The sequence below is a fragment of the Myxococcus eversor genome (genome assembly GCF_010894455.1).
Classification (GTDB): domain Bacteria; phylum Myxococcota; class Myxococcia; order Myxococcales; family Myxococcaceae; genus Myxococcus; species Myxococcus eversor.
Map to the genome: position 1 here is coordinate 77,127 of NZ_JAAIXY010000020.1, position 13,878 is coordinate 91,004.

Genomic DNA, 13,878 nt, shown 5'->3' on the forward strand with positions numbered 1-13,878 from the left:
GGGGGAACCTACTCAAGTTCGTGGACGATGGCGCGACTTCATGGCGGCGCGGTGAAGCTCGCGCCCCGACTTCGTTTCGACAGGGGGACTGTCGCCCGGACTCATGGTGCGGCTGGCGGCGCTTCGTTGCCACACAGCAGCAACTCCGCGGGACCTCCGGTGCGACCCACCAGGACGGCCACCTGACCGTGCGCGCGACCGAAGCGCTCCGCCTCCGCGCGGGGCAGGCCCGGGACGAAGAGGCTCTGCTCGGACCAGCTCCCGTCCTCCGCCTCGCCAATGGCGGGCGCCACCACCCAGCCACCCGCGATGAGCTGGGAGACCAGTCGCTCCTGTGCGCGCTGGTTCTCGTCCTTGCCTCGAGGGCGGGAGCCCGGGTTCCACGCCGTCATGAAGGCCCACTCCCGGTGGCCTCGTGCCGCCAGGGCGGCGTCGAGGGCGGGGTGCAGTCTTCCGACTCGCAGCACCTGCTCCACGCCATCCGTGGAGCCATGCGGGCGAATGACATACCGCGTCGTCCGGTAGGCTCCCAGCAACCGCTCCTGGTCGAGCTGTCTCATTCGCGCATTCTCGCGTTGCCGACACCCCGCTGTCAGCCCCCGGGGGCCGCGAGTCCTGACGAAAAGGTGTCTGGATTGGATATTCCCGGTGAATGTTCAGAACCCCCCAACGTCTGGAGCCCTCGCAACGTTCCAATGAGGGGGCGTTTGGACGTGGGGCGAATCCAGATGATGCGTCGTGCCGTGGTGGCTTTCGCGCTGTGCGCGGGCTTTGCGGGAACGGGCTGTGTTTCGGTGAGTCATGTGCAGACGGCGGACACGCTGGGCGCGGGCAAGTTCCAGTTCGCCATCGAACCGGGTGTCGGAGGCGCCGCAGTCATCGGCGACAGCGAGACGGGTTCGGGGGGCATCTACTATCCACACATCGACCTCGCTGCGCGCTTCGGTGTGACGGAACGCGTGGACCTGGGCGTGCGCTTCGGTTCGTCGCTGGCCGAGCTCCAGTCGAAGTTCCTGCTCACCAGCCCCGAGAACCCGGACCTGGCCATCTCCGTGGCGCCCTCGGTGATGGGTGTCTTCCTGGGGAGCGACGACGACACGGTGGGCAGCTACGTCAACGTGGCGCTGCCCGTGCTGGTGGGCTTCAAGACGGCGGGTGGCTCGGAGCTGGTGCTGGGTCCTCGGGTGTCCGCGACGCGAATCTCGGGGGGCAGCTCCACGGAGAGCGCGGCCGTGAATCTGCTGAGCGTGGGCGCCTCCGTGGGCTATGCGCTGCGTGTCACGGAGGGTTTCCGGCTGATGCCCGAGGTGGGCATCTCCGTCCCTGTCATTGGCGAGTTCAACACCACGGACTCCGAGTCGGAGCTGGGTGCGGGTTTCAACGGCGGCTTCATCCAGTTCAAGCTGGGCTTCCTCTTCGGCCGCGGTCGTCCCATCAACCGAGACACGCGGGACTACGTCAACAACGCCGACTCGAACGACGTCGACATCTGACGTCACCGGTGGACGGTCCATCCGAGCCTTTTCCGCTAGGCTGTGGGGGTCCAGGGGCCGTTGGCCCTGGCGGGAGGCTCGAGATGGATTCGGTGGATGCGCGGCTGGAGCGACTGGAGCGCCGCTGTCGGCGGTTGCAGGGACTCACCTTCTCGGCGCTCGCGCTGGCGGGGGTGGGGCTGGGCACCGCGGCGCTGAAGCCCGCGCCGATGCTGGGTGGGGAGCTGGTGGCCTCGCGCCTGGTGCTCAACGACGCGCAGGGGCAACGTCGGGCTTCGCTGGGGCTGGATGACTCGGGCGCCGCGGGGTTGGTGTTGCATGACGGCACGGGCCGTCCGCGCGCCTTGCTGGGCGTGGCGGTGGATGGCTCACCCCGGCTGCGCTTCTCCACGGCCGGGGGCGAGTCCCTGGCCGAGCTCACCGTGTACTCGGATGAAGCCCCACGCCTGACGTTGTCCAAGCCGGGTGGCGTGGACCTGTTCTCGGTGGGCCTCCAGGTGGATGGCTCCTCGCGGCTGGAACTGGCGGACGCGGATGGCCGGCCCCGCGCGATTCTGGGCGCGGACGAGCACGGCTCTCCGGGACTGCTGCTGGTGGACCGCCGGGGTCAGGCCCGCGTGGAGCTGAGGGTGGGCCCGTCCGACGGGGCCAGCCTTCGCGTGGAGGGTCTCGACGGCGAGGTCTTCCAGGCGCCCGCCGTCCTCCAGTGACACCGCGTCACTGCTGGGGCGGGACGATTTTGTAACCACGTTGCAGCAGCGGGGCGAGGCGGTCGGAGATGTCCCACGACTCCACCACCTTGCCGTCGCGCATCCGGTAGAGCGAGTGGCCGTTGAGCGCGAGTTGACGGGGCTTGCCCGCCTCGTCCGTGTGCTGCGCGTCCGTGCCCTGGGCCTTCCAATGCACCAGCACCATGTCTCCGTCCGCCACCACGTGGAGGACGTCGAAGCGCAGGTCCGGGAAGGCCTGGAACGTGGCCTCGGCCTGCTGGCGCACGGCGGCCGGACCCACCACGTCCGTGGGCGCGCCCTGCGAGTGGTCGACGTAGTCCTCGGAGAACAGCTCCGCGACGCGGTCCAGCTTGCGCAGGTTGTAGAGTTCCTCGGTGAGCACCCGCGCCTGCTGGCGGTTCTGCTCCTCCAGCGCGGCGGCGCGCTCCACCGGAGATACGGACGCACACGCGGACAGCAGTCCGAGCATGCAGAGCCACATCGTCGTCGCGAGGCTTTTCATGGCCTGGGAAGCTGCGCAGCCCCACCCAGGCCGTCAGCCCCCCAGGGCCCGCGAGTGTTCACCTCACGTCACGCCGACAGGTGGCCCAGTCCGATGGGCGAGGCGAGGCAGGCGTCCGGAATGCCAAACGCATCCACCAGCGCCACCGCGTCCGGCCGCAGCTCCGTGCAGAGCTTCACGACCTCCTTGCGGATGGCCAGGGCCTTGTTGCCTTCCATCAGCCCGTTCTCCTGGAACCAGCCGCTCGAGGACTCCAGGCACGACAGGCCATAGAGGTCGCACAGCCGGCCCAGCACCACCTTGAGGCCCTCGTCCTTCACCGTCGCCACGCCGTGGAGGAACTGCTCCAGCACCACGCGTTCGATGTGCGCGTGCGCCACCGCCACCAGGTGCGCCTGGACCTGGTTGAAGGCGGTGAAGGCCTCCATGCCCGCGGACATCCGCTTGCGCAGCCGCTTCGCCACCGAGGCCAGCAGGTCCTCCTCGCGGTAGCGCAGGAGCCGGAGCTGGTATTCGCTGTCGCGCAGGTGCTCGCTGCCGGTGCGCCGCGCCGCGATGGGGTTGCGGTCCGCCACCGCGGTGGCCCTTTCGGCGATGAGCTTGAGCACCGCGAAGACGCGGTCGTCCTCGAAGCGCTGCCGGTAGTCCGTCAGCAGGCTCTTGGCGACCAACTGCATCAGCACCGTGTTGTCGCCCTCGAAGGTCGTGAAGATGTCCGTGTCCGCCTTCAGCCCCGACAGCCGGTTGGCCTCCAGGTAGCCCTGGCCTCCACACGCCTCGCGCGCCTCCTGGAGCACCGACGTCACGTTCCACGAGGCATACGCCTTGAGGCCCGCCGCCAGCGCCTCCACCTCCATGGCGTCCTCCTCGGTGCGCTTCACGTAGCGCTCCACCAGGTACTCCAGCGCGAAGTCGAGCGCGTACGTCTTCGCCAGCGGCCGGAGCAGGCGCAATTGGTGCGTCTGGTGGTCCAGGAGCCGCACCTCCGGCGCGCCCGGAGGACCGAACTGCCGGCGCATGTCTCCGTAGCGCACGGCGATGGTCAGCCCGCTCTTGGCCCCGCTCAAGGACGCGCACGCCACGCTCACCCGGCCCGCCACCAGCGTGCCCAGCATGGTGAAGAAGCGCCGGCCGTCGCTGGGGATGGAGCTGGTGTACTCGCCCTCGGCGTTCACCTGGCCGAAGCGGTCAAGCAGGTTCTCCCGAGGCACCCGCACGTGGTCGAACCAGATGCGGCCGTTGTCCACGCCGTTGAGCCCCATCTTCCGGCCGCAGTCCTCGATGCGCACCCCGGGCATCAGCTGGCCCCGCGCGTCGCGCAGCGGCACCAGGATGGCGTGCACGCCCAGGCCCTTGCCGCCGACCTCCAGTTGCGCGAACACCGTGGCGATGCGGCCGTGGACCGCGGCGTTGCCAATCCACTCCTTGCGCGCGGACTCCGTCGGCGTGTGGACCAGGAAGTTCCCGGCCTCCGCGTCGTAGCGCGCCACCGTCTCCACGTCGCGCACGTTGGAGCCGTGGCCCAGCTCGCTCATCGCGAAGCAGCCGGGCAGCTCCAGCGTGGCGACCTTCGGCAGGTACTCGCGGTGGTGCCGCTCCGTGCCGAGGAAGAGGATGCTCGCGCCGAACAGGCCGAAGTGGACGCCCGCCTTCACCACGAGGCTCATGTCGAAGAGCGCCAGCGTCTCGAACGCGGCGATGAAGGCGCCCAGGTCCGCGCCCGCCTCGTCACCCTCGGGAAAGGCGATGTGGCCCAGGCCCTCGTCCGCGAGCTGCTTGAGCCAGGTGAAGGTCTGCTCGCGCTGCTTCGCCGTGTCCAGCGTGGGCTGCTGGCGGAAGGCCGGGTCTTCCAGCCACGTGCGCACCTTCGCGCGGACGTCCGGGTACTTGCGGTCCAGCACCGCGCGCAGCGCCTCGGGCGCGAAGGAGGTGGGCTCGGTGGGGCCGATGCGGCGCGGCTCGTGCCCGGCGGAGGGGACGAGGGCGCGCACCGCATCCCGGCTGGAGACGCCCAGCACCGCCTCGACTGATGCCAGCGCGCGCACCAGCTCGGGGACGGAGGGGGGGAGCTCCGTGGTACCGGAGACCAGTTCGGCCAGCTTCGCGCCCAGCTCCGCGAGGCTGTCCTGGGCGCTGAGCGACAGGCGCGCGGCGGCGGAGCGGATGTGCTCGCGCACCAGGGCCAGCTCGTTCGACGTGGGCGGCAGCAGCGGGTCCAACCAGCGCGCGAGCACGGTGGTGGAGCGCAGGTCCAACCAGGGCTGGGCGCGGGCGGCGGCGCCGAGCATCCGAATCTCCGCGTGTGTCAGCTCTCCGTCCGTCCAGGCCACGTACAGCATGGGCACCAGGGGCGCGAGGCGCGGCAGCGACAGCAGCTCCTTCGCGGTTGGACGAATCTCTTCCACCATGGTCGGTACTCCATCAGGCGAGGGAACGGGCGCAGTGTGGCCAGCATGGCGCCGGGCGGCAATGGAAGAGAGCGCTCGGCTGTCGGGCAGGCGGGCAGGCCCTGCATGCCGGGGCGAGGAAGTGTTCCTAGCTTGCCACGTCATGGACGAGTCCCAGGACCTGTCGGAGATCGAGATTCTTCCCCAGCCCGGAGCCCACGGCTTCGACGGCGCGCGGGAGCGCAGCGAGCACGAGATGCATGGCCCGTATGTGCTGCCTCCCGGGCCCCAGGGCTTCTCGTTCTCTCTTTATCAGTCCACGGGCGCCGCGCTGATGCCGGGGCACAAGCTGGAGCTCTTGGACAACGGCGCGGTCTTCGACCGGATGTTGGAGGACATCCGCTCGGCGCGGGAGAGCGTCCACATCATGGTCTACATCTGGCGACCGTGTGACGTGTCGGACCGAATCGTGGCGGCGCTGGTGGAGCGCGCCCGCGCGGGAGTGGCGTGCCGCGTGGTGGTGGACCCGGTGGGCAGTGAGGAGCTTCGCGGCGACAAGGACTTCGACCAGAAGGTCGAGAAGGTCCTCTGTGAGGCCGGCGTGGAGGTGCACTACTACCGGCTGCTCGCGGGCAAGGTGATGGGGCGGCTGTTGGGACGCACGCACCAGAAGCTGGTCGTCGTCGACGGGCGCATCGCCTACACGGGCGGCTTCGGCTTCTGGAAGGTCTGGGAGGGCAACGGTCAGGCCCCCGAGGAGTGGCGCGACACGAGCGTCCGCGTCGAGGGCCCCTCCGCGCGTGAGATGCAGCTCACCTTCTCGCGGTACTGGCAGGAGGCGGGCGGAGGGCTGCTGCCGCCGAGCACCTTCCCGGAGCCTATGTTGGTGGGCGATGCCGAGGCGTGCTTCGTGGAGAGCTCGGGCAAGCTGGGCATCACCGACGCGGAGCGCATGGTGCGCATGGTCATCGCCGCCGCTCGCGAGCGGCTCTGGATTGCCAACGCGTATTTCTCTCCACCCAACGAGATTCTGGAGCAGTTGGAGGAGAAGTGCCGGCAGGGCGTGGAGATTCGCGTCCTGGGGCCCGGGCCCATCCACGACGTGAAGGTCATCCGCGCCTCGCAGCGCTCCACGTATGAGCGCCTGTTGGATGCGGGCGTGCGCATCTACGAGTACCAGCCGTCGATGATGCACGCGAAGACGATGCTCGTGGATGACTGGCTCGCGGTGGTGGGCTCCACCAACCTGGACTCGCTGTCGCTCAACAAGCTGGGTGAGGGCTCGCTCGTCATCAACGACGCGGAGTTCGTGCGGAAGATGGAGCGCTGCTGGGCCAAGGACCTGCGTGTCTCCAAGGAGATCTCCCTGGAGAACGGCGGCCGCACCAACCCGTGGCGACGACTGGCTCGCAGGGCGACCCAGTTGGTGGGCCATGACCGCTGACGGTCAGCGCGGGTTCGTCACGCCGACCTGACGACAGGCGTCGCGCACGGGGCACGTGGAGCACTTGGGCCGCGAGCCCGTGCACACGTGCTTGCCGAAGGGCACCAGCAGGCGATTCAGCTCCACCCAGTACTTGCGCGGGAGCTGCGTCTCCAGGGCGGCCATCGTCGCCTCGGGGGAGCGGGCCTTCACGTAGCCCCAGCGGTTCGTCACGCGGTGCACGTGGATGTCCACGCTGATGGCCTCGTGGCCGCACGCGATGCCGAGCGCCAGGTGCGCGCACTTGGGGCCCACGCCCTTGAAGGACTGGAGCACCTGGGCGTCGCAGGGCAGGGTGCCTCCGAGCTCGTCCCGGGTGCGCACGGCGATGGCGTGGAGTTGGTGCGCCTTGGCCTCGTGGAACGTGACGGGGCGGATGAGGGCGTCGATGTCGTCGGAGCTCATGCGCGCGAGTGCCTCCGGAGTGGAGGCGCGCTGGAGCAACGCGAGCGCCGCGGGCAGGCTCACTTCATCGAGGGTCCGGATGGAGAGGATGCAGGCGACGAGCTGCTCGAAGAGGCTGTCGTGGCCTCGTGCGGAGAGCGCGAACATCGCCGCGTCCGCGAAGTCGCGCACCGACTCGCGCACGCGCGCCAGCACGTCGTCGATGTCGAAGGGGACCTTGTCGGGCCGCGGCTCGGGCTCCGTGACGACGCCTGGGGTGGGTTTCGCGCGCGCGGTCCGCGGGCTCGTGCTGGACGGGGCCCTGCGATTTCTTCGAGGTGCCGTCGACATCCCTCGCCTCCCTGGGTTTCGAGGGAAGGTGAGGGCCTGTTGATGCGGGGGCTCGTGGGTGCTTCCTGCCCGGTGGTGGGGCAGGGGGCGCGTCAGGCGCTCGGCTTCGTCAGGTCCAGCGCGTACCAGTGGTCGCAGCCGAAGTGCCCGGTGCTTCCCATGGGGGCGCAGAGCTTTTCGAAGCCCAGGCGTCGGTAGAGCTTCTGGGCCTGGGTCATCGAAGCGAAGGTCTCCAGGTAGCAGCGCTGGAAGCCCGCCTCCCGGGCGAAGTCGAGGCAGCGGCGCACCATGCGCTCGCCGGCTCCCAATCCTCGGACCTCGGGCAGGAAGTACATCTTGCGCAGCTCGCACACGCTGGGGTCGCCCCCTTGCAGTGGCGCGATGCCTCCGCCGCCCAGCACCTTGCCCGCGCGCTCCACCACGAAATAGGCGTGGCGAGGATGCGCGTAGGCGGCGGTCATGGTGTCGACCTCGGCGTCATGCAGCGCGAAGCCGGGGCCATCCGCGCCGAACTCCGGCATCACCGCGCGGATGATGGCGGCGACGTGAGGGTTGTCTTCAACCTGGATGGGACGCAGTCGCAGCTCGTCTGTGCTCATGCGGGGATGACGTTTTCATGGAAGGGGGCCGAGGGCCAGCGGGACCCAGGGGCCTGACGGGTGCGTCGGGGTGCACGCACCTGTTGTGCACCCGGCTGCACAGGTGGCACACGACCGACGCACCTGGAGTCGATGGTCCGGTTTCCTCCCGTGGGAGAACCCGGGCATTCTGCGTGGCATGTCCGTTGTAGAGGGGGAACCCCATGTACTGCCCTGACTGCCGACAGGAGCGCCTGGGTCATTTCAGCCAGTGCGCCATGTGTGGCACGGCGATGACCTCGCGCCCCCGTTCCGAGCTGGAAGCGGAGCTTGCTCACGTCCACTTCCTCCTGTCCGAGCTGACCCGCTGGGATACCTCGGAGGTTCCCTCCAACGTCCGGCGCTTCCTCTCGGAGCGCTACGAGCGTCAGTCTCGAATCCTCCTGTCCGTGCTCGCCGAGTCTCCCGCGCCTGTCGCGATGGCTTCGCCGGAGATGGCGGGCTCGGCCGAGGCGGGCGTGGGGCATCACGCGGTCGCGGACGCTTCGGACGTGGAAGCGGTGCACTCGAATGTGACGGGCTTCTCGGCTTCGGGCGAGGAAGTGGCTCGGGCGGATGCGGCGCATCTCTCAGTCTCGGGGCTCTCGGATGAGGAGCTGGCGCGCGCGGGTGTGACGAACTTCGCGGCTTCGGATGTCGTGGAGCCTTCCGTCGCCTCGCAGCAGGACGCTGGCCTGCAGGGTCTGGTGGTTTCGCGGGATGAGGCGGCGCGGGAAGCCGCCGCGGCGCGGGCGGCGTCGGGCGCTTCGGTGGTCAAGGGCGAGGAAGCGGCGCGACTGCTGGCGGCCTCCGTGGAGGCGGCGCGGTCCTCGCGACATGGTGCCGCGTCGGGACCTCATGGTCCGGCCTCCGACTCGCAGACAGGGGCTGAATCCCAAGAGGCCCGTTCGGGTGCCCAGAGTCGGGTGCGTCCTCCGACGCGGCCTGGGGCGGATGCGCATCCGCTGCCGGAGAATCCCTCGCAGCCTTCGTTCGAGGCGCCTCCGCCCCGGAGCGCGACGGCGCGACTCGTCGAGGAAGTCTCCACGTGGAGCACGGTGTGGAAGCCGTTCCTCTACGAGCGCATTCCGTGGTTCATCGGCGCCTTCCTCATCCTTTCGAGCACCGTCTATCTGGTCTTCGAGAGCTGGGCGGGCATCTCCTCCGTCCACCGCTCGCTCATCGTCTTCCTCATGACGACGGTCTCCTCCGCCGGCTTCTCCCTCCTGGGCGGCTACCTCGCCCGCAAGGAGGAGCTGCGCGGTGCCGGGCGCATGCTGGGAATCATCGGCTCCGCGTCCGCGCCGCTCGTCGGCATCGCGCTGGGGCCCTTGGAGTTCGGAGATGCGCTGAACCTCGGGGGCGTCAACACGATGACGCTCATCCCGCTGCTGCTCGGCTGGTCCGTGGGCGCGGCCTTCCTCGTGCGCAAGCCCGCGGATGCGTACGACGCGCCTTCCCGTCCCTTCGTCCAGGTGGCCCTCATCGCGAGCACGCTGATGATGGGGCTGGCGCCGCTGGCCGCGAAGCTCGGGAGCGCCGCGCTGTGGCTGAACATCCTGCCGTGCGTCCTCTTCTTCCTCCTGTCCTCCCGGCCCGTGCCGAAGCCGCGCGAGGGCACCGCGCTCACCTTCGCCCTGGGCGCGTCGCTCTACCTGCTCGTCATCTACGCCGTTCGCCTCCACGTGGCGCTCGCCGCGGCCGGAACCCCGCCGGAGGTGAGCGTCTACGCGCCCTTCATCGCGTTCGTCCTCGCCGCCGCGCAGCGCTTCCGCTCGCTTCCTCCCGAGCGCGCGGCGGACCCGCTGGCCCTGGGTGTGGCCTCGCTTCAGGTGATGTGTCTGGTGGCCGCAATCGGTGCGCCGCCGCCGACCTTCTTCATCACCGCCGCCATCCTCACCTGGACGCTGGTGTCCCTGGCGCGCGGAGCCATCGGTCGCCTCCCGTGGGTGTACCCCGCCTATGCGGCGTCCTACTTCGCCTATGCCACCAGCGGGCAGCTCGTTCCCGGGCCCCTGAGGCGCCTGCTTGAGGCGTTCAAGGCCTCGCTGGGCTATCCCGTCGCGGACAAGCTGCCCGTGCAGTACGGCGCCCTGACGGCGCTTCCGTTCGTGCTCGCGGGCGTCGTGCTCGCGGTGTCGCGCCTGTGGCGCGGTGAGCGCACGGGCAATGCACGGGACATCGCCTTCGCGGAGGTGCTGTTCCGCTCCACCGCCGTGGCCAGCGTCGTCTTCACCTTCTACGGCATGGCGGGGCCCGACATGCGCCCGGCCTTCTGGAGCGCGCTCGGGCTGTCCATCGTGTGTCTGGCCACCGGCCTGCTGGTGGACCGCTTCAACCTGAAGGTGGTCGGAGCGCTGCTGTCGCTGCTGGTGCCGGTGTTGGGCGTCAGCGTGCTCTCGAATCCAGCCACCTCCGTCGTGTCCGGACTGCTGGTGCTCGCGCTCGCGGGTGTCTGCACGGTGTGCACGGCGCGGACGCGCGCGTTGCTTTCGCCCATCGTGGGCCTCGTGGCCACCGGGGGCTTCTGCCTGGGGCTCTTCAGCGACTTCAGCTTCCTGGGCATGACGGGCGCGGTGCTGTGCGCCGTGAGCATGCTCATCGTCGCGTGGACGCTCCGGAACGAGTACGCCCTGGCCTATGCCGCCCTGCTGGTGGCGGCCCTCGTTCCGAAGTTCGCGGTCCAGGTGTCCTCCACCGCGATGTCGTTCTCGCTGGTCTTCGTGGCGCTGGCCCTGGCGGTGCTCGCCGAGCGCGGAAGGGTGCTGCGTCTGCTGGGCGTGGTCGCCGTCTTCTACGCGGTGTTCGGTTTCGCGTCCGGCGTCATCGGCGAGGTGAGCGGACTGGGCATGGTGGTGCTCCTCTCCTCGGCGGCCGTCGCCGTGTCGTCGCGCATACTGCGTGGCGTCCGGCCCCTGGCGGTGGTGCTCGGCGCCTTCGCGCTGCTCCCCGACATCTCGAACTTCTACGCGCCCTGGCACGGAATGATGAAGCCGGGGATGTCCCTGGGGTTGTTCATCCTCTGGGGCCTGGGCGCCTCACTCTGCGCTGCGCGCTGGGGTCGCAGCGCGAGCACCATCACCGCCGCCGTGGTGACGTGGATCTTCCCGCTGGTCGCCGTGGAGCAGGCGCGGAACTCCCAGGAGGGCTTGTTCCTGGTCGGCGCGGCGTTCGCGGCCCTGCTCACCGCTCGGGCGATACCGGCCGGGTTCAGCGTCGCGGTGGCCGCGCTGTACGCGACGATGGGATTGTATTCGGAGGGGCCGCTGGCGCTGCTGGGGTTGTCCGCCGTGCTGGCGGTGCTGGCCGTGGCGGAGGAGGTTCCAGCGGTGCTGGCCGTGGGCACGGGCGGAAAGCGCTTCGCGGGGGTGGCCACGCTGGCGTCGGCCCTGGTGCTGGCCCTCGTGGTGGTGGGCTGGGACGACGCGCATCCCGCGTGGATGGTAGCGGGCGCCATGCTGCTTCCGCTGTTGTGGACGCGCGCCAACCGGCAGCCCTTCTTGGCCAGCCTCTCGGTGCCGTACGCCTTCGCCGGCTTCCTGGCGATGGGCGGTGCTCCGCCGACCTGGGCGTACGCGCTGCCGCTGGTGTCGCTGGCCGTGGCGCGGGCCGCCGCGCACCTGCCCGCGTTCAGCTCCCTGCTGATGCGCTCCCGGGAGCAGGTGGACAGTGACACGCTGTCCATGTGGATGCAGGTGAGCCTCGCCGGCCTCACCTCGATGATGCTGATGTCGCCGTGGATGGAGCCCGTGTCCGTGTACTTCCTCACGGCGTCACTGGCGCTGATGCCAGGGCCTCGCCCGTTCATGCGCGTGTGTGGCGCCGCGCTCCTGCTGCTCGTCATTCCGGAGGCACGGCCTGTCGTCACCGTCCTGCTGCTCGCCGTGGCGCTGGCCGAGCACCATGCGCCGTCCTCGCTGTGGGCCTTCTTCCGAAGCCCGGCGGATGTCTACCTGCGGCGCGCCGCGGTCATCACCGCGCTGGCCGTCGCGGTGGTGCCGGTGCTGGATGTGCCTTCGCAGCCACGGCTCGTGGGACTGGCGGCCGTGGTGGCGGCGTCCGCGTTCCTGCTGTCTCGCCGGTGGCTGCTGGTGCCCGCCGTCTGGGTGCTCGCGCTAGCAACCGTGGGCCAGACGGAGACTCATCGCTTCCTGGAGTGGAGGCCGGAGACGGGGCTCGCCTTCGTCGCGGTGGCGCTGGGCGTGGGCCTGTTGTCCGCCGTCTGTCAGGCGGGTGGCGTGCAGCGTGCGCTCAGCGCGGTGGCGTCGAAGCTGACGCCCGGGCTGGAGGGCACCTGGAGCGAGCCCTTGTGGGTGGGAAGCGCCGGAGCGCTGGCGCTGCTGCTCCTGGGCCGACTGGTGGATGCGGGGCCGGGCGCGCTCTCGGCGCCCATGGCGGCGGGCGCGGTCCTCACGTCGCTGGTGTTGATGTTCGCCCGCGAGCGGTGGATGGCGAACGTGGCCATCGGATTGCTCGCGGCCTCGTTGGTCGCCGCGGTGCCGTGGTTGTGGCTGCCCGCCGTCATCAGCGGCGCGGGCCTGGTGCTGTGCGTGAGTGGCATGGTGCTCGACGAGCGAGGGGTTCGCGTCGGGGCCTCGCTGCACCATGGTGGCTGGGTGCTGGCCCTGTTGTCGCTGGCCACGCTGAATGACCTGAAGCACGTGGCGACGCTGCTGTGCTTCCTCTTCGGTCTCGCCTCCGCGTGGACGGTGGTGTGGCGTCGGCGCGAGCGCGAGGTGGTGGGCTGGCTGGCGTCGCTCGCGGCGGCGCACGGCGCGCTGATGCACCTGGGCGCGGTGTTCTCATCCGGGCGCGGCTCGGAGTTCATCCTCCCGCACTTCGGCGCGGCCAGCGCCGTGCTCGCCGCGCTGGCGTTGTTCGTGGCGGGCGCGAAGGTGCGTCGGGGCGTGGGGCTGGGCTTCACCGTCGTCGCGCTCAGCGAGGTCCTGCTCGGCCTGACGATGCTGGGGGCGACGGGAGGCGCGCTGCGCGAGGCGCTGGTGGCCTGCACGGCGCTGGCGGTGCTGTTCGTCGCGCTGGTTCGCCACGCCGCCGTGGAGAAGGACGAGCCGGCGGCGTTCCTCGCCCAGGCCGTGCTCGTGCTGGGCTACCTCTCCGTGCGCCTGTTGGGCATGGGGGCCAACCCGAGCACCGGGGACAGCCTCGCGGCGCTCGTGGGCGGCGCCCTCTTCACGGGCCTCTACTTCTTCGTGCAGCGCGAGGGCTCCAGCCTCGTTGTCTTCCGCGGGCCCGCGCTGTGGGGCGCGTTCCTCTTCCCGCTGGCGGGGTTGTTCTCCGCGCCGTGGAGCGAGCCGCTCCAGGTGGCCGCGCTGCTCGTGGGCCATGCCGCGCACTTCGCCGCGCTCGCGTCGCACCCGACGCGCAGAGGGGTGGCCTCGCTCGCGTCGGTGGTGGCCTTCAACGTGGCGCTCTACCTCGTGTGGCAGGGCACCGGAAACGGTGAGCCGCAGTTCTACGTCATCCCCGCGGGGCTCTCGCTGCTCGCGCTGCTGCGCGTGTTCCGAGGCGCCGTCGACGAGGACACCTACGCACGGCTGCGCGCGCTGGCCGTCACCGTCATCTACGTGGCGGGGGCGTGGAAGCCGCTGATGTTCAACGACGGCGGCGCCATGCTGCTGTGCGTGTTCCTCTGCGTGGTGGGCGTGGGCTTCGGCATCGCCCTGCGCATCCGCTCCTACGTGTACCTGGGCACCGCGTTCATGGTGACGTGCATCGTGGCGAACCTGGTGCGCTTCGGCATGAGGGACCACCGCATCGCCGCCGCGTCGCTGTTCGTCCTGGGCCTCGTCGTCATCGGCTCCATGGTGCTGCTCAGCGCCCACCGCGCCGCACTCCTCCAGAGGTACGCGCGGGTCCGCGCACTGCTGTCCACCTGGGAGGGCTGACACTTCGAGTTCTTGGCGGGACCC

At 70.1% G+C, this 13,878-nt stretch carries 9 protein-coding genes; 4 read left to right on the forward strand and 5 right to left on the reverse strand.

Annotated elements, in window-relative coordinates:
* Window positions 1-101: 101 nt before the first annotated feature.
* Window positions 102-560, reverse strand: coding sequence for a DUF3293 domain-containing protein (locus tag G4D83_RS33695; protein WP_163868982.1), 459 nt, complete (start codon window positions 558-560; stop codon window positions 102-104).
* Between the two features lie 168 nt (window positions 561-728).
* Here G4D83_RS33695 and G4D83_RS33700 point away from each other — a divergent pair, with 168 nt between their 5' ends.
* Window positions 729-1,493 (forward strand): hypothetical protein, encoded by a 765-nt coding sequence (locus tag G4D83_RS33700; RefSeq protein ID WP_163868983.1) that lies wholly within the window; start codon window positions 729-731, stop codon window positions 1,491-1,493.
* Window positions 1,494-1,576: 83 nt separating this feature from the next.
* Entirely contained in the window at window positions 1,577-2,203 is a 627-nt protein-coding gene (locus tag G4D83_RS33705) for a hypothetical protein (protein WP_163868984.1), read from the forward strand.
* 7 nt (window positions 2,204-2,210) lie between these two features.
* Here the strand turns inward: G4D83_RS33705 and G4D83_RS33710 are convergent, their stop codons facing one another.
* Window positions 2,211-2,726 (reverse strand): ester cyclase, encoded by a 516-nt coding sequence (locus G4D83_RS33710; RefSeq protein ID WP_163868985.1) that lies wholly within the window; start codon window positions 2,724-2,726, stop codon window positions 2,211-2,213.
* A 68-nt stretch (window positions 2,727-2,794) separates the two neighbouring features.
* Window positions 2,795-5,134: an acyl-CoA dehydrogenase family protein gene (locus G4D83_RS33715; protein ID WP_163868986.1), complete on the reverse strand. Its 2,340-nt coding sequence runs from the start codon at window positions 5,132-5,134 to the stop codon at window positions 2,795-2,797.
* 142 nt (window positions 5,135-5,276) lie between these two features.
* Between G4D83_RS33715 and G4D83_RS33720 the strand changes: the two genes are divergently transcribed.
* Window positions 5,277-6,557 carry a phospholipase D-like domain-containing protein gene (locus tag G4D83_RS33720; protein ID WP_163868987.1) on the forward strand — a complete coding sequence of 427 codons (1,281 nt, stop codon included), beginning with the start codon at window positions 5,277-5,279 and terminating at the stop codon, window positions 6,555-6,557.
* A gap of 3 nt (window positions 6,558-6,560) precedes the next feature.
* Here the strand turns inward: G4D83_RS33720 and G4D83_RS33725 are convergent, their stop codons facing one another.
* Together G4D83_RS33725 and G4D83_RS33730 are read right to left on the reverse strand one after the other, a co-directional pair.
* Window positions 6,561-7,331 carry an endonuclease III domain-containing protein gene (locus G4D83_RS33725; protein WP_163868988.1) on the reverse strand — a complete coding sequence of 257 codons (771 nt, stop codon included), beginning with the start codon at window positions 7,329-7,331 and terminating at the stop codon, window positions 6,561-6,563.
* 92 nt (window positions 7,332-7,423) lie between these two features.
* Complete coding sequence (locus G4D83_RS33730; protein WP_163868989.1) at window positions 7,424-7,930, reverse strand: GNAT family N-acetyltransferase; 507 nt, start codon at window positions 7,928-7,930, stop codon at window positions 7,424-7,426.
* Between the two features lie 203 nt (window positions 7,931-8,133).
* Here G4D83_RS33730 and G4D83_RS33735 point away from each other — a divergent pair, with 203 nt between their 5' ends.
* Window positions 8,134-13,854: a hypothetical protein gene (locus G4D83_RS33735; RefSeq protein ID WP_240356895.1), complete on the forward strand. Its 5,721-nt coding sequence runs from the start codon at window positions 8,134-8,136 to the stop codon at window positions 13,852-13,854.
* Window positions 13,855-13,878: the final 24 nt, after the last annotated feature.